This window comes from Bradyrhizobium sp. MOS001, assembly GCF_004634465.1.
Classification (GTDB): domain Bacteria; phylum Pseudomonadota; class Alphaproteobacteria; order Rhizobiales; family Xanthobacteraceae; genus Bradyrhizobium; species Bradyrhizobium barranii.
Map to the genome: position 1 here is coordinate 94,538 of NZ_SPVJ01000022.1, position 23,002 is coordinate 117,539.

Consider the following 23,002-nt stretch of genomic DNA (forward strand, 5'->3'; position numbering starts at 1 on the left):
CCAACCAACACTCGCGCTTCACGCCGTCTGTGCACTCGGGACGGGCTCATCTCCGCCGACGGCATCGACCAGCGCCTCACTTGAGGGATTAATCTCGCCGTTCAGGATACGATGCGCCTTTGCCCTGTCGATGTCGCCTTCCCAGGACGCGACGACGACGGTGGCAACGCAGTTTCCGACATAATTGCCGAGGGCGCGGGCAATGCCGATGAACCAGTCGACCGACAGGATGAGCACAAGGCCGATCGCCGGAATAGCCGGGATAGCGGCAAGCGTCGCGGCGAGCACGACGATGGCTGATCCCGGAACGCCGTGCGCGCCCTTCGAGGTGAGCAACGCGATGCCAAGAATCGCCAGGAGATCGCCTGTCGCAAGCGGCGTGTTGGTCGCCTGTGCAATGAAGACTGCGGCCAGGGTCAAGTAGATGGAGAACGCGTCCAGATTGAACGAGTATCCGGTCGGTATCACCAGACCAACCGTCGACCGCTTGATGCCGAGCTGCTCGAGCTTTCGCATGGTTTGCGGCAGAACGCTGTCGCCTGCGGCGGTGCCGAGAACGACCATCAACTCTTCGCGCAAGTAGGCGAGCAACTTGAACAGGCTGAAGCCGGACAGTCGCATGATTGCGCCAAGCACCACGATCACAAACAGGACCACGGCCAGATAGAACAGGCCGACGAGCCCGCCGAGTTGCTTGAGCGAACCAACGCCGTACTTCCCGACCGTGAAGGCGATGGCACCGAAGACGCCGATCGGCGCGAGCCGGACGACGAAATTCATCATCTTGAAGATGATCTCGTTCACGCGCTCGATGAACTCGACGACCGGCTTCGCTCGCTCGCCGCACAAGGACACGGCGCAGCCGAACATGATCGAGACGATCAGCACCTGCAGGACGTCGCCGGAGCTGAAGGCCCCCACAATCGTCGAGGGGATGAGCTTCATCAGGAATTCGGAGACGCCGCCTCCCGCGACCTGAACCGCGGTTTGGCTGAACCCGCTAAGGGCCTTGGCGTCGAGGGTCTTCGGGTCGATGTTCATTCCTGCGCCCGGCTCGAAATAGTAGGCAAGCCCAATGCCGAACACCAGTGCGACGGTGGTGACCATCTCGAAATACAGGAGAGAGCGGATGCCAACCCTTCCAACCTTCGACAGGTCTCCCGCCGCGGCGATACCGTGCACGACGACGCAGAACACGATCACAGGCACCAGCATCTTGATCAGCTTGATGAAGCCGTCACCGAGCGGCTTCATCTGAAGGGCGAGGTCGGGATTAGCCATGCCGAGGGCGATGCCCAGCATGAGCGCAATGACGACCTGGAAGAAGAGTGACTTGAAGATCTTGGGCACGGCTTTTCCTCGCTTGGCTGGTCTTCGGCTGGCGCGGCTTGGTGGGCCTTCAGGCCTCCGCCTATCTTGTTGTTTGGTGGTGACGTGCCGTCGTACGCACAAAGGAGCGCGCTTGCCGTGATCGCGGACCGCGCCCGGCTCGCAGAGGGCTCCGTCGGGCATTCGTTGACCATCGCGGATCTCAAGTCCAATATATAGAACGACACGATTGATAGGTTTTCCAAATGGATCTCCGCCAGCTCCGATATTTCATCGCCGTCGCCGAAGAACGCAGTTTCACCCTCGCCGCTCGGCGACTCAACCTTTCCCAACCACCGCTGAGCCAGCACATCCAGACGCTGGAGGCCGAGCTCAAGACGCAGCTTCTCCACAGGACCAGCCGCAGGGTCGAACTGACTAAGGCCGGCGAAGCCCTGCTGGGCCGAGGTCGCGCCATTCTCCAGCAAATCAAGCTCGCGGAAGACGAAGTTCAGTCGATCGGCGCTGGCCTTATCGGCACGCTTGACGTTGGTGCAACCGGCTCCATCCTGCGCGGTCGGCTGGCGGAACTGCTTGCCGCCTACCGAAAGGTTGCTCCGTCGGTGAAAACCACGGTGCATGAGCAGGCGCCTGCACTGCAGATCGCAGCACTCCTCAACCGCACGACCAACATTTGTCTCATTCGCAGCGTTCCGACCGAACACGGCCTGACCAGCAAGCTTGCTTGGCGGGAAGAGGTGGTCCTCGCACTGCCGCACGCGCACCCGTTGGCCGGGCGCAAGCGGGTTGCGCTTAGCGAACTAGCATCGGAGGATCACATCGTCCTCGACCCCAATAGCTCGGAGTTCGCACGCTACATCCAGAAATGCTGCGTCGATGCCGGCTTTTTGCCGCGGGTATCCCAGCAGGTCGTCGACGCCCAGTCGATTCCGAGCCTGATCGTGGCGGGCTTCGGCGTGGCACTGGTGCCCCAGTCCATTGCGCGCTTCACGACAGCCGACATTGTATTCCGGCCCATCAGACCCTCGCCACCCTCGGCCGATGTGTTTCTGGTATTCCGAGAGGATGAGACGTCGATGGTCGTGCGCAATTTCATCAAATTGGCCGTTCGGTACCTAAGCCACCGCAAAAGCCCGAGGCAAGCCTCCTGAAAGAGCACGACGGTCGTTGACGCCAGCTCGCTTGCCCGCATTGACGTCAGGCTTCCCTGCGTCGACGCCGCGCATGCCGGCATCTACGCCACTATACAGTTCGTCGCGTCGAATTATGGTTAAGAGGCTCGCAGCGCGTTCGTTAGCGCAGACAGCGCAGCCGGCTGATGCTGACGACTGGGGTAATACATGAAGAACCCGGGAATTGGCGGCGTCCAATCCTCGAGCACACGAACAAGGCGACGTTTCGCAACATGCTCCGCGACCTGCTCTTCGAATGCGAGTCCCAGGCCGGCGCCAGCGAGTGCCGCCTGAATCACCAGGTGGGTGTCATCGATGATGAGCGGGCCATTCACGCCGACCGTGACCGCCTTTCGTCCTTTCTCGAATTCCCACCTGTATGGCCGCCCGGAAGACGCAGGCTTATGCATCGATGGTCATTTAGATCCTTGGGTTTCCGGGGGATGCTTCGTGATGAAAAATAGCTGGGCGATCCGACCACCGCCAATCGCAACTCCTGGGTGACCCGCACCGCGATCATGTCTTCTGAATGTACTCGCCAAGTTGAATACCGGCGTCGAACTCACCCGCAACGAGGTCGACGGGGCCAGTGACGGTAACAACGTCAAGAACGATATCGGGGTAGGCTTCCGCGAACGCCGTGAGCCGCGGCAACAATACCATCACGGCAGCCGACCGGGACATTACAATCCGAAGGCGCCCTGCAGGCCGGTGCCGAACGTTTCGGGCTTCGTTGATGGCACGAGCAATCTGCTCGAGTGCCGGAGACAATTCCTTCAAGAGAGCTGCCCCCGCGGCGGTTGGTGCGACGCTCTTGGTCGTTCGAGCAAGAAGCTGCAGCTCGAGCCGTTGCTCAAGTCCCCGGATTGTGTGGCTCAGGGCAGACTGAGACACACCGATCTTTGCCGCAGCCCACGTAAAGCTCCGTTCTCTGGCGACGATTGCAAACGTAGCGAGTTCGTTCAGTTCGTTTCTCATGATTTATGAATATTCCTCATAACTCCATGTTGTTCAACATGCCTATCCTCATAAGCTACTTTGTCCTAGGTTCGGTCAGCAAGGAAGACTTGAGGCAACATTCTGCAGGTTTCGGCCGGAGACCAGGCTTTCCAGCCACGCGCAGTTTCTTCCCGTTCCAAACGTTATGGATAACAGGCCTATGGATACCGATGCTCGTGCCTTGCGCTCCCTGGCGCAGACCTATTTCGACAGTGCCTATGAAATGGATGCCGACAAATTCGCGTCTATATTCCATCCCTCGAGTTCCGTGACCAAGGTCGGCGACGATGGCAACGTGAGCGTGACGCCAATTGCGACGTGGCTGGCAGCTGTCCGCAATTTGAAAGCTCCGAAGCAACAGGGCCTGGAGCGCCAAGATCGGATCCTCTCAATTGACGTTGAGGGAGAGCTCGCGCTTTTGAAGCTGAAATTGCAAATTCCGCCGCGCTACTTCACCGACATGTTGTCGTGCTTGAGGGTCGACGGAACCTGGAAGATCGCTCAGAAAGTGATGACTTCGAAGCTCTGACGGCTTCTTTGTCGTTTTGAGAGAGTGAATCAAACGCTTGTCAGGTTGTCCGTGAAAGCTCTGTCACAAAGCGCCAACACCTTGGGCTGCGCTTCGGGATCATGGAGGATTTGGTCACTCTCTGATGGATATGTCGACCTGCCCGCCGAGGCCCTCAAATATCCAAACGACAAAGTAGGCAGGCAGACCGAACCGCCTCAGCGGGACGCTTCGCTGGTTCGATTGTCGGTCAACTGCTTCCTATTCGATCGCTCTGGCATGGATCGCGTCTTGATCGATTGTGGAGCGGGCGCGAGCTGGGACCCGTCCATGGGACATCTCGCGGAGGCGATTGCGGAGGCAGGCATCGACACGTCATCGATCACGATGATCGCCCTCACCCATGCTCATGGCGACCACATCAATGGTCTCCTGATGCCTGACGGTCGACGAGCGTTTGATGGCCTGAGGAAGATCGTGATTGGGGAAGACGCCGTCGGGGAGTTTCTTGCCGAGCCCGTGCTGGAGCAGTTTCGTTCGCTCCTTGCCCCCATTAACGGAGGAGATCGGCTGGCCGATCATTTACTGGCGGTGGATATACCTGGGCACGCTCGGGGCCATATGGGTTATCTCCTCAACACTGACGAGGACAATGTCTTGTTCTGCGGCGACCTTATCCACGTTCCCGCCGCACAGTTTTCTCGTCCCGAGCTTACCTGGGCCTATGACGATGACGAAGCCGTGGCGAGGGCCAGCCGGATCAGGCTGCTCCAGGACGCAGCAAATGCGCAGACGTGGCTGGCCGGCGCTCATCTAGGTCGACCAGGCATCGGCAGAGTGGTCGAAGACGCGAAAGGATATGCGTTCATTCCGGTCGCGTAGCGGCCCATGAGCCCGCGCGATGGGCGGCAGCACCTTCGCGCACTCCCTCGTCAGCGCGGGACGACGGCAGTCGCTTCGATCTCGACGCGCGCCGATGGCTCGACGAGGCGCACCACCTGCACGAGCGCCATGCTGGGGTAGTGGGTGCCAACCACCTCGCGATAGGCCTTGCCGAGCGCCCTCAGATTCGCGGTGTATTCATCCATGTCGACGACATACCATGTCAGGCGCACGAGATGGTCCGGCCGGGCGCCGCCTTCCGCCAGGATCGCAACGATGTTTTCGAGCGTCTGCCGAACCTGCGCGACAAACCCGTCGGCGAACCGACCCGCGATATCCCAGCCGACGACACCACCCGTCACAACGAGACGTCCATCGGCCATGATGCCGTTGGCATATCCCTTCGGCTGCGGCCAGCCACTGGGCTGAAGCACTTGAAGGCCGCTTGTAGCGGCGGCTTCTGATTTCGACATCGTACTCATGCGGAGTTCTCGATCCTCTCAGCGCGGCTTCAGGAGATCGCGCGCGACAATCAGTTTCTGGACCTCGGTCGCGCCCTCGTAGATGCGCAGCGCGCGGATTTCACGGTAGAGGCTTTCGACGATCTCACCCTTGCGCACGCCGCGGCCGCCGAACATCTGGACGGCGCGGTCGATGACGCGCTGCGCGGTCTCGGTTGCCGTCAGCTTCGCCATTGCAGCTTCGCGCGTCGTCGGAAGCTTCTGGACGTCGCGACGCCAGGCCGCGCGGTAGGTCAGCAGCGCGGCGGCGTCAGTCTCCGTCGCCATGTCGCCGAGCGCGGCCTGGGTCAGCTGGAGATCCCCCAGCGTCGCACCGAACATGTGCCGGTTGCGCGCATGCGACAGCGCTTCGTCCAGTGCGCGCCGCGCAAAGCCGAGGGCTGCGGCGGCGACCGATGCACGGAAGATATCGAGGGTCTGCATCGCGAGCTTGAACCCGCCGCCCGGCGCGCCGAGGCGACGGCTCGCCGGAATCCGGCAATTGGTGAAGCGCAGCGTCGCCAGCGGATGCGGCGCGATGACGTCGATGCGGTCGGCGATGCCGAAGCCGGCATCATCCGGGAAGACGACAAAGGCCGAGATGCCGCGGGCGCCGGGCGCCTCGCCCGTTCGCGCAAACAGCGTGTAGACGTCGGCAATACCGCCGTTGGAGATCCAGGTCTTCTCGCCATCGATGACGTAGTCGTCGCCGTCGGCGCGCGCGGTGCAAGACATCGCCGCGACGTCCGATCCGGCCTCCTTCTCGGACAGCGCGAAGGCCGCCAGCCATTCGCCGGAGCGAACCTTCGGCAGCACGGCCATGCGCAGGTCGGCCGAACCGCCGAGCGCGATTGCGCCGGAGCCGAGCCCCTGCATCGCGAAGGCGAAATCGGCGAGGCCATCGGCATAGGCGAGCGACTCCCGCGACAGGCAGATCGAGCGGGAATCGATCGTCGTCGCATCGCCGTCGGGCGCCGCTACGGCGCAATCGAGCACCCCCGCCTCGCCCATCGCGCGCACCAGCTTGCGGCAAGCGCCATCGACATCAGTGTGATCGATTGTGTCGAGAGCCCCCGACTGCACGAAGCGATCGAGCGCCTCGCCGACCGCATGATGACGCGGCTCGAAAAACGGCCAGTCGAGCCATTCGCGTCGGATCACTTTCGCCGTGGAGCTCATCTGATCCCTCCTCCGCTCATTGCCCGGCCGCAGCCGCGGCGCGCGCCAGATTGGTTTCGTATTGTCCCTTGGCGGACAGATACTGCTTCGGCCACTCGACCTTGGTGATGCCGATGCGCGCGGCTTCGTGCAGCGTCCAGGCCGGGTCGGCAAGATGCGGCCGCGCGATGGCGCAGAGATCGGCGCGGCCGGCCGCGAGAATCGAATTGGCGTGATCGGCCTCGGAGATCGCACCGACTGCGATGGTCTCAATGCCGACCTCGTTGCGGATCAGGTCGGCGAACGGCGTCTGGAACAGGCGTCCATAGATCGGCCGCTCGTCCTTCCAGACCTGCCCCGACGAACAATCGATCAGGTCCGCCCCTGCCTCCTTGAACATGGCGGCGAAGATCGCCGCATCGGCCGGAATGTTGCCGCCCTCGGTCCAGTCATGGCAGGACAGGCGCACCGACATCGGCCGGTCGGACGGCCACACCGCGCGCATCGCCTCGAACACCTCCAGCGGAAAGCGCGCGCGGTTTTCATGGCTGCCGCCGTATTCGTCCGTACGCCGGTTGGTCAACGGCGAGAGGAAGCTCGACAGCAGATAACCGTGCGCGCAATGGAGCTCGAGCCACTCGACGCCGGCGGCAGCGGCACGACGTGTTGCCGCGACAAAATCGTCGCGCACGCGGTCCATGTCGCCGCGGTCCATCGCCCGCGGCATCTGGCTGTGCGGCAGATACGGCAACGCCGACGCGGAGATCAGCGGCCAGTCTCCGGATTCAAGGGGTTGATCGATCCCTTCCCAGGGCACCCTGGTCGCACCCTTGCGGCCGGCGTGGCCGAGCTGAATCCCCACCTTGGCATGCCCGACGCCATGGACGAGCTCGACCAAGCGGCGCCACTGCGCCGCCTGTGCATCGTTCCAGAGCCCGAGGCAGCCCGGCGTGATCCGCGCATCGGGCGAGACGCAGGTCATCTCGGCGAAGACCAGCGCGGCGCCGCCCATGGCGCGCGCGCCGAGATGGGCGATGTGGAAGTCGTCGATGAGTCCGTTCTGCGCCGAGTACATCGCCATCGGCGAAACCATGATGCGGTTCGCAAGCGAAAGGCCGCGCACGCGGTGTGGCGTCAGCATCGGTGGCGGCACCCGCTCGCCGTCCTTGACCGCGATCCCTGAGCGTTCGGCGAACCAGCGCTCAAAGCCTTCCAGCCAGGAGCGGTCGCGCAGGCGAAGGTTTTCGTGGCTGATGCGCTGCGAGCGCGTCAGCATCGAATAGAAGAATTGCGGCGGCTCGAGCGTATCGGCATAGCGGTGGCCGACCACCTCGAACCATTCCATGGCGTTGCGCGCCGCATTCTGGATGCGCGCCACGTCGACGCGGCGCACCTCCTCGTACGCGTCCAGCACGGTTTCGATGCCGGCGCGACCGTGGCCATGGCGATCGAACTGGTTGGCGAGCTCGATGGCGTCGTCGAGCGCGAGCTTGGTGCCCGATCCGATGGCGAAATGTGCGGTGTGCGCGGCGTCCCCCATCAGCACGACATGAGACTTGCCGTTGAACACGCTCCATTTGCCGCAGATCAGGCGGCTGAAATTGAGCCAGGCCGAGCCGCGCAGATGGCGCGCATTGGTCAGGAGCTTCGCGCCATCGAGCGTCTCGGCGAAGATTTTTTCGCAGAACTCGATCGAGGCCTGCTGATCGAGCTCGCCAAGCCCGTGGGCGTTGTAGGCTTCTTCCGTGGTCTCGACGATGAAGGTCGAGGTCTCCGCATCAAACTTGTAGATGTGCGCCTGGAACCAGCCGTGCTCGGTCTTCTGAAAATCAAATGTAAAGGCGTCGAACGCCTTCTTGGTGCCGAGCCAGATGAAGCGGTTGGGCCGGATCACCATGTCGGGCTGGAATTGCTCGGCATAGCGAGCGCGGATCCTGGAATTGACGCCGTCACAGGCGACGATCAGGTCGGCGTCGGGGTATTCGAGATCGGATTCGACCTCGCGCTCGAAGACGAGCTCGACACCCAGCGCTTCACAGCGCCGCTGAAGAATATTGAGCAGATGCTTGCGCCCGATACCGATGAAGCCATGGCCCGTCGTGCGCTGGCGCGTCCCCTTGAAGACGAGCTCGATGTCGTCCCAGTGATTGAAGGCGTCCTCGATCTCGGCCGCGCTCTCGGGGTCGGCAAGGCGCATCGCGGACATCATGGCATCCGAGAACACGACGCCCCAGCCGAACGTGTCGTAGGGCTTGTTGCGCTCGACGACCGTGATGACATGCTCCGGGTGCCGGCGCTTCATCAGCAGGCCCAGATAGAGACCGGCCGGGCCGCCGCCGATACAGACTATGCGCATGATCCCTCGCTTTCGCGCGTCGCGCCGTGTGCCGAGCTTTCACCCAAATTATTTTAAGCATAAAATATTTCCTCGGCGCGCGTCTTGTCAAGGCGGTTCTGCAAAGACCCGGCCCACGGGCTGGTCTCCGCGGCGTCGATCTGGAGATTCAGTGTAAATTGGACACACGGCAGCGCCGATTCCGCGCCGCTCGGGCGCAGCCTTGAATTTACTTTTGGCACGAACTATCTTGCCAATGACCACGACAGCTGCGCCGGCTTTCGTCAGGCCACCAAGCCCGGGAGATTCGATTGGCACTCGCGAAGGAGTCCACGCCTGTTTCAAAGAATGGGGCGGATCAGGACGCCGAGTACAGGGCTCAAACGCGGGTCTGGCTCCGGCTGCTCGCCTGCACGACCCTGATCGAAGGCGAGTTGCGGCGCCGGTTTCGCGAAGAGTTCGATTTCACGATGCCCCGCTTCGATGTTCTGGCCCAGCTCGACCGCGAACCGAGCGGGCTTGTGCTGGGAGAATTGCCCAAGCGCCTGATGGTCTCGGCCGGGAACCTCACGCCGATCGTGGACCGCCTGGTTGAGGACGGATACATCACGCGCACGCCCTCGAACCTCGACCGCCGCGTGCAAATTGTCTGCATGACGGTCGAAGGCCGCAAGACCTTCAGACGGATGGCAAAGAGCCACGGCGCGTGGCTTGCCGAGCTGCTGGCGGATTTCCCGGCGGACCGGTTCGACGGATTGATCGGCGAGCTCGACGACCTCAAGGGTGCCGTCAGGGACGCCCTGCAAAAACCCTGAGCGGACCGACAGTCAGCGCCGCACCTTCACTCCGGCCGCCTCGCGATCCCAGGTATCCGTGGTGATGCCCGCCTCGCGCAGCACGCCCTTCTTGATCTTGCCGTTCTCAGTCAACGGCATCTGGCCCAGAATGCGCACATAGCGCGGGATGGCGAAATAGGCGATCTGGCCTTCGCAGTGCCTGACGATATCGACGGGCTCCAGCGATTGGCCCGGTTCGAGCAGGATCGCAGCCGCAACCTCGTCCTCGCCCAGCTCCGACGGCAGCGGGTAGATCGCGCAGGCGGCGACCGCGGGATGGGACTGGATGGTCTGCTCGACCTCCCATGAGGATACGTTCTCGCCGCGCCTGCGTATCGAATCCTTCATGCGGTCGATGAAGCGATAATGTCCGTCAGCATCCCGAACGACCCGATCGCCCGAATGGAACCACAGATTGCGCCAGGCCTCGACCGTCTTCTCCGGCATGCCGAAATAGCCGGTGGCAAAGGCAAAGGGTTCTCCCGCGCGAAGCACGAGCTCGCCGGCCTGCCCGTCAGGAAGCGCTGAATCATTCTCATCGACGATCCGCGCCTCGATTCCGTAGGCCAGATAGCCCATCGTTCCCGGACGATCCGACGGGATCGTGCCCGCGAACACGAAGTTCGTCTCGGTCGACCCGTAGCCGTCGACCAGCGGCACGCCAAACCGCTGAAGGAACGGACCGTGGATTTGCGGCGGCACGCCGCCGCCAAGCGCGACGCGAAGACGATGCGCCTTGTCGTTCGCATTCGTCGGCTGCGCCAGCAGCATCGACGCCATCGCGCCGAGCAGATAGCCGACCGTCGCATTGCGCCGTTGCGCGGCCGCCCAGAATCCGGACGCGGAGAATTTCGGCTCCAGCACGTAGGTGCAGCCGTTCAGGAGCGCCTGATAGAACGCGTTGAGCGCGTTGGTGTGAAACAGCGGCAGTGTCGTGAACAGCACATCGCCCTCGCGGATGCCGAGCGCTCGCGCCGAATAAATGCCCCACCAGAACAGCTGCGCCTGCGGACAGCACACACCCTTCGCTGGCCCCGTCGTGCCCGAGGTGTAGAGGATCGCAACGGTGTCGCCGGGACGCACGGCACCCGCCGGGGCCGCGGCTCCCAGCGCCGGCAACGGTACGGCGGAAAGCCGGGCATCGACTGCACCGGCGGCAGCTCCGACGATCCAGGTGCGGGGTGGCAGTTCAACACCCGCCTCGACGCTCTCGATCGCGTCGACGAACTGAGTCTCGACGACAAGGAGCGCGGGACGCGAGTTGCGGAAGATGTGGGAGAGCTGGAAGCCGCGCAGCGCGGTATTGATCGGGACCGCGATGGCACCAAGCCACGCGCAGCCGAGATAGACCTGCAGGAACTCCGGACGGTTCGAACACATCAGCGCGACCCGATCGCCCGGCCTGATCCCGGCGTCGACGAGCGCCTGGGCCGACGCGGCCGCGATCGCCGCGGTCTGCCCAAAGCTCCAGCGCGTCTCACCGGCGACGAGGAGCACGCGCTCGCCGTAGCGCTCGGCCTGCCGGGTGAGGATCGTTGAGAGGATGCGGTCCGACGCCGGAAACAACGTCACTGCACACGCCCAGGCCGGCGTCACGTTCCCCCGGCCGACCGCGTCGCTGACGTTCACCGGCGCGTTCTCCGTCACGATCATGCTCCCGTCTCAGGGCAACAGCTTGTATTTGCCGTTCTCAATCTGGACCATGACGCGCGAGCGATCGTCGACGCCATGCCGATCCGCCGGTGTATAGGTGTAGACGCCCTGCGTCCCGACGACCTCCTTGGTCGTGAACAGCGCCTGACGAAGCGCGGTGCGGAATTCCGGCGAACCCGACTTGGCACCGGTTGCCATCGCGCGCTTGGCGGCATCGGCGAACACGAGCCAGCCGTCGAAGGAATAGGACGAGAATGAATCCGTCGGCGCCTCGCCGTTCGCCTTCTCGAAGGCAGTGCGGAAATCCAGGGCCACCTTCTGGATCGGATTGCTCGACGGAAGTTGCTCCGCCGCGGTCACGGGTCCAGTCGGGCAGATGATGCCGTTGGCGGCCTTGCCGGCGAGACGCAGGAAATCGGCGCTGATCAGCCCATGATTGCCGTATAGCGGCCCTTTATATCCCCGCTCGGACAAGGCGATGACCGGCAACGCGCCGGGCGTTCCAGTGCCGCCGAGCATGATCGCGTCGGGACGTGCGGCGAGTGCACGCAGCACCTGAGCCGTCACCGAAGAATCCGATCTGGCGTAGCGTTCGTTGGCAATGATCTTGATGTCGGTCGTCTTCACACTCTGCTCGAGCGAGTTGTACATGAGGTCGCCGAACGCATCGGAGAAGCCGATGAACGCGACGGTCTTCAGGCCCTTCGTCTTCATGTGATCGACGATGCCTTGCACGAGAAGCGGCGTCGGCTGCGGCGTCTGGACGACCCAGGGGCCGCCGTCGCCCGGCGGCACCGGCGCGATCGGTGACACCGCGATCATCGGCACTTTCATCTCGATCGCGGCGGTCGCCATCGCCAGGGTCTGCGGCGCGCCCGACGTTCCGATCAGGATATCGACCTTCTCCTGCTCGACGAGCTTGCGCGCGTTGCGCGCCGAGGCGGTGGCATCGGAAGCGTCGTCGAGTTGGATGACGCGGACCTTCTCGCCGCTGATCTCACCGACATAGGCCTCTCCCGCGGCGATGCCCTTCGCATTCGGGATGCCGATCGAGGATACCGGCCCGCTGAGACCGGTGACGAAGCCGACGAGGATCTCGGCCTGCGCAAGTTGCGGGACGGCGAGAAGCAATGCGGTGGAAGCCAGCAGGCTCTTGATCAAGTTCATGGCACCTGTCTTTCGTGAGGATGTCTTGTTCCGATTGGCAAGCGCCATGGATTGGATTCAGGTTGACGCAACCAGCGCGATGACGCGAAGCGGACTGCCGGAGCCGTTCTGGATCTTCAGCGGCGAGGCCACGATGACCGCCCCGGTGGGTGGAAGCTGATCCAGGTTGCACAGGCATTGCAGGCCGTAGCGTCCGGCGCCGTGCAGGAAATGATGCGCTGGATAAGGCGGCTCGAAATGACCGGCCTGGCCCGCATCCGTACCGATGGTCTCGGTGCCGAACCCGATGACGCCGCGCTCCTCCACCAGCCACTTCATGACGGCCGCGTTGGGGCCGGGCGTATGTGCGCCGTCATCCCTGAGATTGGAGTAGTCGCGCCAGCCCTTCTTCGACCAGTCGGTCCTGAGCAGCACCCAGTTCCGCTCGGGGATCCGGCCGTGCTTTGCTTCCCAGGCCTCGACGAGCGGGACCGTCAGCAGGAAATCGGGATCCTGCGCCGCCTGCGCGGAGCAGTCGATCACGCAGGCCGGCGCGATCATGTCCTTGGTCGGCATCGTGTCGACGGCATTGTTCGGCAGGTTCTTGCCCGTGAACCAGTGAATCGGCGCGTCGAAATGCGTGCCGGTGTGTTCGCCAAACGTGACGTTGTTCCAGTACCAGGCCGGACCGCGACCGTCATAACGCGAGATTTCCTGGATACGGACCGGCGCGGCCTGGCCGAACTCCGGCGGCAGCACGATGACCGGAAAATCCGGACTGAGCGTAAACGTTAGATCGACGACGCGCACCGCGCCGGAAGAAACCGCACCCGCCAGCTCCAGGAGATTGTTGCTCTGCATCGTCACGTCCTCCGGCTTGGTTGAAATCCCGATGTCACCTGTCGAGCTCGCGCTCGAGCGCTTTCGGATTGGCCGCGAGACGTTGCCGGATCTCTTCGGCGACATCTCCCACATACATCTCCTCGAGCCCGCCTTTGAGACCCGACACGATCGCCTGCGCGATTGCGCGCGGCGCGACCTTCGGCGGCGGTACGGTCTGGAACCACTCGGTGTCGACGGGCCCGGTGAACAGATTCATCACCCTGACGCCGCCGGGCCTGAGCTCGGCGCGGAGGCAGTGCGAGAGCGAGAGGCACGCCGCTTGCGAGGCCGAGTAGGCGCCAAAGGCAGGCCAGTTCGCCAGCGCATGGACCGAGAGAATGTTGACCCACGCGGCACTGTTGTTGATGCCATCGGCACCCCGCATCCGCATGGCAGGGCCGAAGGCCTGTGCGAGGTTGATGAAGCCGAGATAGGCTTGGTCGATCTCGTCGCGCGCGATGCTCGTGCCCCTGCGGTCGAGCAGGCCTCCCGGCCGCACATATTCCGTCGTGTTGACGAGGATATCGACCTTGCCGCCGATGTCGGCCGCGAGATCCGCCGCAGATTTCTCGTCGGCCGCGTCAAGAGTCACGATCTCGACTCCGTCCTGGCCGCGCAGCAGCTGCTCGCCGGCGAAAGGCCGCCACGGTTCGGCAATGCCGACGAACACCGTCTTGGCGCCTGCAGCCTTCAAGGCGGCGACGGCCTCCTGACCGATCACGCTCCGACCGTTGGTGACCAGCACGCGCCGGAATTTCGGATCGGCCGTCATTTCCCGCCATTGCTTGTCGTCTGCCATGTTGGGAGTCTCCCCCTCGGGATGGGCAAAGGCCACTGCCTGACCGCTCTTGTCGAGTTGAAACGACATGCGGACCGGTGCCCCCTCCACGCAGTCGGCATGGAGGTGCGTCACAATCGTCGGACCGCATTCCATCTTCACGAGGCCGATGCGCCAGGGCGCCCGCTCGCGAAAATAGACATCGCTCGGCACGCGCGCAGTCGTTTCGGCAAGAAGAACACCGCGTCGTGGCGCATCGACGAAGGCAAGGCCGGCCGACAGGCAAGACGGGCAGGCCTCCCGCGCCGGATAAGCAAAAGAACCGCAGGCGTCACAGCGTTGCAGCATGAAGCGGCCCTCTGCGGCTGCCCGCGTAAACCCATGCGACGTCCTGCTGCGCGGTCGCGGCGGCGAAGCAGGCAGCCGCGTCCGCAGCAGCGGGTCCTTGCGCCGGGGCGGCTTGATCGGCTCTATCATCGCGACGACCCTGCAAAGATCGCGGCGCCCGAGGCGAGACCACGGTCATAGTTGATCATACCGAACCCCGAGGCCAAGGCGAGGCTCGCGTTCTCGACCTGCGTGGGGCCTGCAGTCCCCAGAACCTGTCGAAGTCCCTCGACGAGACCGAGATAGGCGCCGGCGGCGCCGGCCTGTCCGGCCGAGAGCTGTCCGCCCGACGTGTTGTGCGGAAAGTCGCCGTCGATGGTGAGATCGTGCTGGCGCACGAACTCGGCCCCCTCCCCCTTGTTGCAGAATCCGAGGTCCTCGAACTGCATCATCGTGATGACGGGGTAGTCGTCATAGGTCTGTACGATATCGAGATCGTCGGGCCTCACGCCGGCCATCGCGTAGAGCTCGCCGACGTCCATTGCCCAGCCGCCGCGGACCTGCATCGGATCGTCGGCAAAGGCATTGTGCCGCTCGATCGTCGAAAGCAGCCGTGCTGCCGTCAGCCCGAGCGAAGCCGCGGTCTCGTCCCGCATCACCAGGAAGGCTTCGGCGCCGGCGCATGGCATCACGCAGTCGAAGAGATGGATGGGATCGGAGATCGGCCGGGCCGCCAGATATTGCTCCATCGTCAGCGGCGTCTTCATCAGCGCATGCGGGTTGCGCAGGGCATTGGCGCGCTGGGCGACGGCGATCCTGCCGACATCCTCACGCGTGACGCCGAAGCTCCGCATGTAGTTGCGGGCGATCAGCGCGAAGCTCGCATTGGCGCCACCGGCGCCATAGGGATAGACGGCATCCTGGTTGAAGCGCGAGAAGTTCTCCAGCGTCAGCCGGAAGGAATCGACGTGGTTGGTATCGCCGGCGATGCACGCCACGATGTCGGCGTCGCGCGCCTGAACCGCGCGCGCCGCTTTTCGCAAGCCTGCGATGGCGCTGGCGCCACCGAGCGGAATCGTATCCAGCCAACGCACGCAGAGCCCGAAATGCTGCGTCAACCCGATCCCGCTGTCGGTGCCCATGGTGAAGCTGGAGACGCACAGACCGTCGATGTCGGAAGCCTTGATGCCGGCCTGCGCAACGAGCGTACTCAGTGCCCGGCCGATCCACCACTGCGCACTCTCGATGGAGTAGCGCGCATAGGGAATCGTGACGGGCGCCGCAATCACGACGCCGTCGTACGGTGTGCGCAAGGTATTGGTCACCAACCGTCCGCCTCGTTCGTTGTCTCAGATGACCGTCAGCTTCACGGCAATATTGCCGCGGGTTGCATTCGAATAGGGGCAGCGCTCGTGCGCGCCCGCGACGACCTCCTCGGCCACCGACCTCTCGACACCGGGCAGATTGACCTTCAGTTCGACGGCGAGCGCATATCCGACGGGAACCGGACCCATCGCAACCTTCGCGGTCACTGACGGCTCAGCGGATGGGACGACCTTCCGGGTACGCGCGACGAGCTTGACCGCACCGAGAAAGCAGGCGGCGTAGCCGGCCGCAAAGAGCTGTTCGGGGTTGGTGCCTTCGCCCCCGGGACCGCCCAGCGATTTCGGCACGGACAGCGATACCGACAACAGGCCGTCGGCGCTGGCGGCCTTGCCGTCCCGGCCGCCGGTCGCCGTCACCTCGGTCTCGTACAGGATCTTTTCGGGAGTCATCATCATTCATTCTCCAGTCCTAGCGGCTGTTGCGAGCAAGCAGTGCGCGGAAATCGTCGCGCGCCTGGGCGCTGGCCCGCTTGAAGCTCGGCCCGCGGCTGGGCTCGGTGCCATTGAGCTGCCGGAGCTGCACCCACATCTCGGCACTTTTCAGCGCCACCGCCGCGCAATTGACCACCGGCGCGTGCCCGACCTTCAGGCCATGCTCCCTTCCGATCAGAAGGCCCGGCAGTACACCGGCGGGGATCACGACGTCGGCGCCGTGCTCGATCAGCGGGCGTGCGCAGGCGACAAAGTCCTTGATCATGCGGGCTTGCGCGGCCTGATCTCCGTCAAAGGCATCGGCGAAATCCGCCGGCTTGCAGCCAAGGCCGGTCACATGGACCACGCGATCGCCGAGGCCATAGCGCTCGGCCTGCTCGTAGTGCCAGACCTCGAAGACGGGATCGAGCGTCACAAGGCCGAGCCTCCGGCCGAGTTGAGAGGCCGCCAGCAATGTCGCCTCGCCGGTCCCGATCACGGGAATGTCGAGCGTCGAACGCAACTCGTAGAGTCCGGGATCCTGGAAATGTCCCATCACGAAGGCGTCGAACCCGCCCTCCTCGGCCGCGATGCCGTTGTCGATCGCCTGGACGGCGCAGCGCAATTCCGCGAGCCGTCCGAACTCCCGGTCGGGCGGCGAAATGCCCTCGACGTGAACTGTCGTGCCCGATGCGGCGATGTTGTTGAGGTATTCCGACAGCCGCGCCATGTAGGGCGCGTTCACGCTCGCATCAACGAAGCTCTGCCAGAAGATGCGCATCGTCCTTCTCCTCAGGCGGTGATCGGAGGATCGGTCGTCGACGGCCGATAAATATATTTCAATCATAAACTAATTCACGCGTCAAATGCGCTCGGCGTCGTCGCCGACGGCCACCGCCACCGCAAGGGAAGCCCGGCCTTTTCGTACGCTCGATCGGCATTGAGGCGCCGCACTCTGGCGAAATTGTATGCAACAACATTTTTTCTGACAGAGCCGTGACACGTGTTGACGGCTCCACCAACAATACTTTAGGCTTTAAGTAATTCCTCGCCGGCCAGGGACCGGTGGATGTTGCAGGGCACCGATTTTGAGAGACTCGATCGTGTGGACAGTCGCCGTGCTCGAACAGCCGGCAGCAACAGCATCGCCGGCCGCGCATCGCGGCCGGGCCAACGGCCTTTCGTTGCTTCAGGAAAGTCCCGCCCGCATCTGCGGATGGGCCTGTCGTTCGAGCGGCAACCAGCGCCATGGCCGCTGAGATCCGGCCGAGCAAACCCTCTTCGGTCGCGCCCGGATTTCGGCGCTGCAGCAAAGCTTTCAATCAGTTCATTCGTCGTTCGGGCTCCCCGCACGGCAGCTTCGAGGCATTCCTATCCAGCACCAACGGAGGAGAACGCGTATGCGCAAGACTCTGAGCCTACTCGCACTTGTCGCCGGACTCTTCGCAGCGCCGGCTGCGCAGGCCGACATCACCATCGGCTTCGTCACCTCGCTGAGCGGCAACGGCTCGTCGATCGGCATCCCCTATGGGCGCGGCATCAACGCCGCTTATGAGTACAAGAAGACCATCAACGGCGAGACCATTCGCCTGATCCAGCTCGACGACGGCTCCGACCCGTCGGCCGCGACCCGCAATGCGCGCAAGCTGGTCGAAGAAGAGAAGGTGGACCTCCTGATCGGCACGGCCACGGCGCCCTCGACCATCGCCATGGCGGCGGTGGCGAGCGAGCTGAAAGTGCCGATGATCGCGGTCTCGCCGATCGGCAAGCTGCCGGATACGCCGGAGCAGTGGGTGGTGTCGGTGCCGCAGCCGGCCTCTCTCCTCGTTAAGATCGTCGCCGACCGCATGAAGCGCGACGGCATGAAGAACATCGGCTATGTCGGCTTCTCCGATGCCTGGGGCGACCTCGTCTACAACGGCGCCAAGGCCGCCGAAGCCGCCGGTGACATCAAGATTCAGACCAACGAGCGCTATGCCCGCACCGACACCTCGGTCACCGCGCAGATTCTCAAGGTGATGGCCGCGCGTCCCGACGCCGTGCTGGACGGCGGCTCGGGTACGCAAGGCGCGCTGCCGCTCCTCACGCTCGCCGAGCGGGGCTTCAAGGGAAACACCTACGGCACGGTGGCACTCGTCAATCCGGACTTCGTCAATGTCGGCGGCAAGGCGGCCGACGGCATTCAGGTCTCCGCGGGTCCCGTGATCGTCGCCGAGCAGCTTCCCGACGAGCACTTTGCCAAGAAGATCGCGCTGGATTTCCGCAGCGTCTACCAGAAGATCCATAACATCCCGACCACCGACGGCTTCTCCGCCTATTCCTTCGACGCCTGGCTGATTTTCGCCAACGCTGCCGAGCGCGCGCTCAAGACCGCCAAGCCCGGAACGGCGGAATTCCGTGCGGCGCTGCGGGACGCGATCCTCAGCACCAAGGAGCTGCCGGGCGTGCATGCCGTCTACAATTTCAAGCCCGGTGCGGTCACCGGCGTCGACGAGCGCTCGCTCGTCGTGGTGCGCCTGACCGGCGGCGCCTGGAAGTACGCGCCATAACCGGATCAATGGCCCCGGCATCACAGGGAGCAACGACGTCTCAATGACGAGCGACATTGCAGCCATTCTCGCGATCGACGGGATCGCCACCGGGGCCGTCTATGCCCTGGTGGCGATCGGGACCGTCCTGATCTTCACGGTGACGCGCGTCATCTTCATTCCCTTCGGCGACATCGCGGCCTTCACCGCGCTGACGCTTGCCGCCCTCGACGCGAAGCGCTTTCCGGGCACGGGAGCGCTGGTCGTGATCCTGGCCTGTCTTGCGACCCTGATCGAGATCATCTCGCTGGTGCGCTCCGGCGAACTCCGGCTGCTGCCCCGTGCGCTGTCCTTCTATCTCCTGCTTCCGCTCGCCGTGGTCGGTGTAGCCTGGCTTGTCATGCGCCTGGACCCGCCGCTTGCCGTCAGGCTCCTGCTGGCGCTGATGCTGATCACGCCGATCTCGCCGCTTCTGGATCGGATCGTCTTCCGTCCAATTGCTGACGGCACCGTGCTGCTGTTGCTGACGGTGTCCGTCGCGCTGCATTTTGCGCTGGTCGGCCTCGGCCTGTTGTTCTTCGGGCCCGAAGGGGTCCGAACCGAGCCGCTGACCTCGCTCTCGACCGAGTTCGCGGGCGTGCTGATCTCGGGCCAGACCATGCTGATCGTGATCGCGGCCCTCGTTTTCAGCGGCCTCCTCTACCTCTTCTTCGACTTCACGCTGGTCGGAAAATCGCTACGCGCCACGGCCGTCAACCGGACCGGCTCCCGGCTGATGGGAATACGCCCCGCCCGCGCCGGCACGATCGCCTATCTGCTGGGATCGCTGATGGCCGGCGTATCCGGCATCCTGATCGCGCCGGTGAACACCGTGTTCTACGATTCCGGCTTCCTGATCGGCCTCAAGGCCTTCGTCGGCGCCATCGTCGGCGGCATGACCAGCTATCCCGGTGCGGCGATCGGCGCCGTCGGCGTCGGCATCCTCGAAAGCTTCGCCTCCTTCGAGAGCAGCGCGCTCAAGGACGTCATCGTCTTTTCGCTGCTGATCCCGATCCTGATCTGGCGATCTCTCGCCTCGCTGCATTCCGAGGAGGAGATCGAGGAATGACGCGCCTCCACATCCAGCTTGCCGCCGTCCTCGCCGTGCTGTGTCTCGCGGTGGCTCCCTTCGTGCTCAGTCCGTTCAGCATCACGCTGATGAACTATATCGGCATCTATTCGCTGGTCGCCATTGGTCTTGCACTCCTCACCGGCGTCGGCGGTATCGTGTCGTTCGGACAGGCGGCGTTCGTCGGTGTCGCGGCCTATGCAACCGCGTGGGTCTCCGCGTTGAACGGGTACTCCCCGTGGCTCGGCCTCGTGTTCGGCGTGGTGCTGACCTGCGGCGTCGCAACCGTTCTCGGCGTCGTCACCCTGCGACTTCAGGGCCATTTCCTGTCGCTCTCGACCGTCGCCTGGGGCCTTGCGATCGGCTTCCTGTTCGGCAATGTCGAGGGGCTCGGCCGCTTCAACGGCATCTCGTCGATCCCGCCGATCAGCTTCGGTTCCATTGCGCTGGTCACGAGCGCCCAGATCTATTTCCTGATCTGGGGCATCGTCGCCGCAGTGCTTTTCCTCGGCTACAACCTGCTGGACTCCCGGCTCGGCCGCGCCATGCGCGTGCTCCGCGGCGGCAATACGCTGGTCGAGAGCCTCGGCATCAACGCTTTCCGCATCAAGCTCGTGACCTTCGTGATCGCGGCCTTCCTCGCCTCGCTCTCCGGCTGGCTCTATGCGCATATGAGCCGCTTCATCAGCCCGGGTCCGTTCGATGCCGGCATGGGCATCGAATATCTGATGATGTCGATGGTCGGCGGCGCCGGCAGCCTGCTCGGCGGCGTCGTGGGGGCCGCGGTCGTCACGCTGCTCAAGAACAGCGTGCAGGATTATCTGCCGCTGATCGCCAAGGGTGCCTCCGGCCAGCTCGAGATCGTCGCCTTCTCCGCACTGTTCATCTTGTTCCTGCAATGGGCCCGGCAAGGCATCGTTCCCTTCGTCGCCCGCTATCTGCCCAAGGCCAGGCGCGAGCGACCTCAACCGGCGCCGCCCCTGCCCCGTCGCGCGCAACCGACGCCCGGGGAGCTGCTTCTGAAAGTGGATGGTGCCGAGCGCCGGTTCGGCGGCCTCGTCGCGGTCAACAATGTCAGCTTCGAGGTCCGCGCCGGCGAAATCCTTGCCGTCATCGGCCCCAACGGCGCCGGCAAGAGCACGATGTTCAACTGCCTGACCGGGGCGCTCCGGGTCAACAAGGGTGAGATCGTCTTTGCGGGACGCCCGATCACGCATGACGCGCAGTCCCGCATCGCCAAGGCGGGCGTCGCGCGAACCTTCCAGCATGTGAAGCTGAGGCCGCGCATGAGCCTGCTGGAAAACGTGATGCTCGGCACCTATGCGCGCACGAGCGCCGGCCTGTTCGCCGGCGCCTTCCGCCTCAACGGGCGTGAGGAAGCCAGTACCCGGCACGAGGCGCTGATGCAGCTCGAACGGGTCGGGCTCGGCGAGAAGCCGTTCGAGCTCGCGGGCAATCTGCCGCTCGGCAACCAGCGCATCCTCGAGATCGCGCGTGCGCTCGCCGCTGACCCTGCGCTGCTGGTGCTGGACGAGCCGGCCGCCGGCCTTCGCCGCCAGGAGAAGCTGCGGCTTGCGGAACTGCTCAGGTCGCTGCGGGCGGACCATCTGACCATCCTGATCGTCGAGCATGACATGGAGTTCGTGATGTCGCTGGTCGACCGCATCGTGGTGCTCGATTTCGGCTCAAAACTCTGCGAAGGCGCGCCAGCCGCGATCCGCAGCGACGAGCGGGTGCAAGAGGCCTATCTCGGAGGCGTCGCGTGAGCGAGATGCTGTCCATGACGGATGTGACGGTCTGCTACGACAATGTCGAAGCGGTCCGCAACGTGTCGCTGTCGGTCGAGGAAGGTCAGATCGTCACCGTCATCGGCCCGAACGGTGCCGGCAAGACCACGCTGCTGATGGCGGCCATCGGCCTGCTGGCCTCGCGCGGCCGCATGGTCTTCCAGGGTCACGACATCGGCAGGATGTCGGTCGAAGACCGCGTCGAGCGCCGGCTGTGCCTGGTGCCGGAGAAGCGCGAGCTGTTCTCCGACATGACGGTCGCGGACAACCTCCTGCTCGGCTCCTACAGCCTGCGCGACCGCTCGGGCGTCCAGAAGACGCTGGACGAGGTCTATGACCGCTTCCCCCGGCTGAAGGAACGGCAGCGCCAGGCGGCAGGCACGCTCTCCGGCGGCGAGCGCCAGATGCTCGCGCTCGGCCGCGCGCTGATGGCCAAGCCGAAACTGCTCATGCTGGACGAGCCGAGCCTCGGCCTCGCGCCGCTGATCGTGCGCGAGATCTTTCGCACCATCGCGTCGCTACGCGACTTGGGCGTCTCCATCCTGCTGGTCGAGCAGAACGCCCGCGCCGCGCTCGAGACGGCTGACTATGGCTATGTGCTCGAGACGGGCGAGGTCGTGCAGTCGGGCCCGGCCAAGGACCTCATCCACGATCCCAGGCTGATCACGGCCTATCTCGGCGGGCACTAGCGCTGGTTCGGATCAGGCTCGGCGAGCCGTACAACAAAAATATCGAAAAACAACCCCATGCACAGTAGCTGGCGACAGCGATATCAATGGCTTGATACCCAGCAACTGCGGATTTAGCGAAATCAACTTGATCCGTCGGGCAAAACAGTGGCACAATGCCATCATCGCTGCCCATGGATAGCCGATGGCTTCCATCGCCAACTCGGACATCCCAGTTACTAGGGGATCAGCAAGCTAAAGCCCGCCCGCGACGATTGGGAACGGTGGAGCATACCATCACCCGATGAAATGGCGTCGCCTGCGCGCCCACATCTTGGGCGACAGCAAAGGCTAATCAATGATGCTCTAATCGGCGCGATAAATCGAACATCAGTTGCGCTCCATCTTGAATCCGCATTTTGGCACAAAGTGCATATTACGTCCGGCCTCGCCGAGCACCGCCATTGGCTCATGGCAGACCTATCGTGGCCGTCTGCTTGATGTCGCCTTTTGACCCTGGCTGTGTGAAAAGCCACGAGTCGGTTACGATTCCTCCGTTTCCTGATGGGGGATATGGATGGGACGCTTCGTTGAAGGCGCGGACAGATCC

General features: G+C 63.9%; 19 protein-coding genes and 1 pseudogene. 8 read left to right on the forward strand and 12 right to left on the reverse strand.

Features of this window, described 5'->3' with window-relative positions:
- Window positions 1–18: 18 nt before the first annotated feature.
- Entirely contained in the window at window positions 19–1,350 is a 1,332-nt protein-coding gene (dctA, locus tag CT676_RS24935; RefSeq protein ID WP_085404192.1) for a C4-dicarboxylate transporter DctA, read from the reverse strand.
- A gap of 224 nt (window positions 1,351–1,574) precedes the next feature.
- Here dctA and CT676_RS24940 point away from each other — a divergent pair, with 224 nt between their 5' ends.
- Window positions 1,575–2,480: a LysR substrate-binding domain-containing protein gene (locus CT676_RS24940; RefSeq protein ID WP_063984203.1), complete on the forward strand. Its 906-nt coding sequence runs from the start codon at window positions 1,575–1,577 to the stop codon at window positions 2,478–2,480.
- A 119-nt stretch (window positions 2,481–2,599) separates the two neighbouring features.
- Here CT676_RS24940 and CT676_RS24945 read toward each other — a convergent pair.
- Window positions 2,600–3,482, reverse strand: a pseudogene (locus CT676_RS24945) (LysR substrate-binding domain-containing protein).
- Window positions 3,483–3,660: 178 nt separating this feature from the next.
- Here CT676_RS24945 and CT676_RS24950 point away from each other — a divergent pair.
- Window positions 3,661–4,029 (forward strand): nuclear transport factor 2 family protein, encoded by a 369-nt coding sequence (locus CT676_RS24950; RefSeq protein ID WP_085404219.1) that lies wholly within the window; start codon window positions 3,661–3,663, stop codon window positions 4,027–4,029.
- A gap of 51 nt (window positions 4,030–4,080) precedes the next feature.
- The gene (locus CT676_RS24955; protein WP_275552122.1) at window positions 4,081–4,890 is read left to right on the forward strand and encodes an MBL fold metallo-hydrolase; all 810 of its coding nucleotides are present in this window, start codon (window positions 4,081–4,083) and stop codon (window positions 4,888–4,890) included.
- A 50-nt stretch (window positions 4,891–4,940) separates the two neighbouring features.
- Here CT676_RS24955 and CT676_RS24960 read toward each other — a convergent pair whose 3' ends face one another.
- From CT676_RS24960 to CT676_RS24970, 3 genes are read right to left on the reverse strand one after another with little or no spacing between them, the layout of a single operon-like run.
- A complete protein-coding gene (locus tag CT676_RS24960) occupies window positions 4,941–5,372 on the reverse strand; it encodes a RidA family protein (RefSeq protein ID WP_085404194.1) in 432 nt (143 codons plus the stop codon).
- Between the two features lie 18 nt (window positions 5,373–5,390).
- A complete protein-coding gene (locus CT676_RS24965; RefSeq protein ID WP_085404195.1) occupies window positions 5,391–6,569 on the reverse strand; it encodes an acyl-CoA dehydrogenase family protein in 1,179 nt (392 codons plus the stop codon).
- Window positions 6,570–6,585: 16 nt separating this feature from the next.
- Window positions 6,586–8,904 carry a bifunctional salicylyl-CoA 5-hydroxylase/oxidoreductase gene (locus CT676_RS24970; RefSeq protein ID WP_085404196.1) on the reverse strand — a complete coding sequence of 773 codons (2,319 nt, stop codon included), beginning with the start codon at window positions 8,902–8,904 and terminating at the stop codon, window positions 6,586–6,588.
- 290 nt (window positions 8,905–9,194) lie between these two features.
- On the opposite strand from CT676_RS24970, the gene CT676_RS24980 reads away from it, so the two are divergent.
- A complete protein-coding gene (locus CT676_RS24980; RefSeq protein ID WP_028149405.1) occupies window positions 9,195–9,698 on the forward strand; it encodes a MarR family transcriptional regulator in 504 nt (167 codons plus the stop codon).
- 12 nt (window positions 9,699–9,710) lie between these two features.
- Here CT676_RS24980 and CT676_RS24985 read toward each other — a convergent pair whose 3' ends face one another.
- Genes CT676_RS24985 through CT676_RS25015 form a run of 7 tightly spaced genes read right to left on the reverse strand, consistent with a single transcriptional unit; the run spans window position 9,711 to window position 17,082 of the window.
- Entirely contained in the window at window positions 9,711–11,372 is a 1,662-nt protein-coding gene (locus CT676_RS24985; RefSeq protein ID WP_085404197.1) for an ATP-dependent acyl-CoA ligase, read from the reverse strand.
- A gap of 9 nt (window positions 11,373–11,381) precedes the next feature.
- The gene (locus CT676_RS24990; protein WP_085404220.1) at window positions 11,382–12,539 is read right to left on the reverse strand and encodes an ABC transporter substrate-binding protein; all 1,158 of its coding nucleotides are present in this window, start codon (window positions 12,537–12,539) and stop codon (window positions 11,382–11,384) included.
- A 57-nt stretch (window positions 12,540–12,596) separates the two neighbouring features.
- Window positions 12,597–13,379: a cyclase family protein gene (locus CT676_RS24995; RefSeq protein WP_085404198.1), complete on the reverse strand. Its 783-nt coding sequence runs from the start codon at window positions 13,377–13,379 to the stop codon at window positions 12,597–12,599.
- Window positions 13,380–13,413: 34 nt separating this feature from the next.
- A complete protein-coding gene (locus tag CT676_RS25000; protein ID WP_085404199.1) occupies window positions 13,414–14,655 on the reverse strand; it encodes an SDR family NAD(P)-dependent oxidoreductase in 1,242 nt (413 codons plus the stop codon).
- Window positions 14,652–15,830 (reverse strand): thiolase family protein, encoded by a 1,179-nt coding sequence (locus CT676_RS25005; RefSeq protein ID WP_085404221.1) that lies wholly within the window; start codon window positions 15,828–15,830, stop codon window positions 14,652–14,654. Before CT676_RS25005 ends, CT676_RS25000 begins: the two co-directional genes overlap by 4 nt.
- Before the next feature lie 24 nt (window positions 15,831–15,854).
- Window positions 15,855–16,283: an organic hydroperoxide resistance protein gene (locus tag CT676_RS25010; protein WP_094184397.1), complete on the reverse strand. Its 429-nt coding sequence runs from the start codon at window positions 16,281–16,283 to the stop codon at window positions 15,855–15,857.
- A gap of 16 nt (window positions 16,284–16,299) precedes the next feature.
- Complete coding sequence (locus tag CT676_RS25015) at window positions 16,300–17,082, reverse strand: aspartate/glutamate racemase family protein (protein WP_063984212.1); 783 nt, start codon at window positions 17,080–17,082, stop codon at window positions 16,300–16,302.
- A gap of 619 nt (window positions 17,083–17,701) precedes the next feature.
- Between CT676_RS25015 and CT676_RS25020 the strand changes: the two genes are divergently transcribed.
- The 4 genes from CT676_RS25020 to CT676_RS25035 are packed head-to-tail and all read left to right on the forward strand — an operon-like array spanning window position 17,702 to window position 22,413.
- Complete coding sequence (locus CT676_RS25020; protein ID WP_135215582.1) at window positions 17,702–18,850, forward strand: ABC transporter substrate-binding protein; 1,149 nt, start codon at window positions 17,702–17,704, stop codon at window positions 18,848–18,850.
- Between the two features lie 43 nt (window positions 18,851–18,893).
- Complete coding sequence (locus tag CT676_RS25025) at window positions 18,894–19,937, forward strand: branched-chain amino acid ABC transporter permease (protein WP_135215583.1); 1,044 nt, start codon at window positions 18,894–18,896, stop codon at window positions 19,935–19,937.
- Window positions 19,934–21,703 carry a branched-chain amino acid ABC transporter ATP-binding protein/permease gene (locus tag CT676_RS25030; RefSeq protein WP_085404202.1) on the forward strand — a complete coding sequence of 590 codons (1,770 nt, stop codon included), beginning with the start codon at window positions 19,934–19,936 and terminating at the stop codon, window positions 21,701–21,703. The genes CT676_RS25025 and CT676_RS25030 overlap by 4 nt, the downstream gene beginning before the upstream one ends.
- Window positions 21,700–22,413: an ABC transporter ATP-binding protein gene (locus CT676_RS25035; RefSeq protein ID WP_014496276.1), complete on the forward strand. Its 714-nt coding sequence runs from the start codon at window positions 21,700–21,702 to the stop codon at window positions 22,411–22,413. The genes CT676_RS25030 and CT676_RS25035 overlap by 4 nt, the downstream gene beginning before the upstream one ends.
- Window positions 22,414–23,002: the final 589 nt, after the last annotated feature.

What these genes read in the sequence shown, in the direction of transcription:
- CT676_RS24940 (WP_063984203.1), top strand. Translation starts at nt 1,575, where the DNA reads ATGGATCTCCGCCAGCTCCGATATTTCATCGCCGTCGCCGAAGAACGC.
- CT676_RS24950 (WP_085404219.1), top strand. Translation starts at nt 3,661, where the DNA reads ATGGATACCGATGCTCGTGCCTTGCGCTCCCTGGCGCAGACCTATTTC.
- CT676_RS24960 (WP_085404194.1), bottom strand. Translation starts at nt 5,372, where the DNA reads ATGAGTACGATGTCGAAATCAGAAGCCGCCGCTACAAGCGGCCTTCAA.
- CT676_RS24965 (WP_085404195.1), bottom strand. Translation starts at nt 6,569, where the DNA reads ATGAGCTCCACGGCGAAAGTGATCCGACGCGAATGGCTCGACTGGCCG.
- CT676_RS24970 (WP_085404196.1), bottom strand. Translation starts at nt 8,904, where the DNA reads ATGCGCATAGTCTGTATCGGCGGCGGCCCGGCCGGTCTCTATCTGGGC.
- CT676_RS24985 (WP_085404197.1), bottom strand. Translation starts at nt 11,372, where the DNA reads ATGATCGTGACGGAGAACGCGCCGGTGAACGTCAGCGACGCGGTCGGC.
- CT676_RS24990 (WP_085404220.1), bottom strand. Translation starts at nt 12,539, where the DNA reads ATGAACTTGATCAAGAGCCTGCTGGCTTCCACCGCATTGCTTCTCGCC.
- CT676_RS24995 (WP_085404198.1), bottom strand. Translation starts at nt 13,379, where the DNA reads ATGCAGAGCAACAATCTCCTGGAGCTGGCGGGTGCGGTTTCTTCCGGC.
- CT676_RS25000 (WP_085404199.1), bottom strand. Translation starts at nt 14,655, where the DNA reads ATGATAGAGCCGATCAAGCCGCCCCGGCGCAAGGACCCGCTGCTGCGG.
- CT676_RS25010 (WP_094184397.1), bottom strand. Translation starts at nt 16,283, where the DNA reads ATGATGACTCCCGAAAAGATCCTGTACGAGACCGAGGTGACGGCGACC.
- CT676_RS25015 (WP_063984212.1), bottom strand. Translation starts at nt 17,082, where the DNA reads ATGCGCATCTTCTGGCAGAGCTTCGTTGATGCGAGCGTGAACGCGCCC.
- CT676_RS25020 (WP_135215582.1), top strand. Translation starts at nt 17,702, where the DNA reads ATGCGCAAGACTCTGAGCCTACTCGCACTTGTCGCCGGACTCTTCGCA.
- CT676_RS25025 (WP_135215583.1), top strand. Translation starts at nt 18,894, where the DNA reads ATGACGAGCGACATTGCAGCCATTCTCGCGATCGACGGGATCGCCACC.
- CT676_RS25030 (WP_085404202.1), top strand. Translation starts at nt 19,934, where the DNA reads ATGACGCGCCTCCACATCCAGCTTGCCGCCGTCCTCGCCGTGCTGTGT.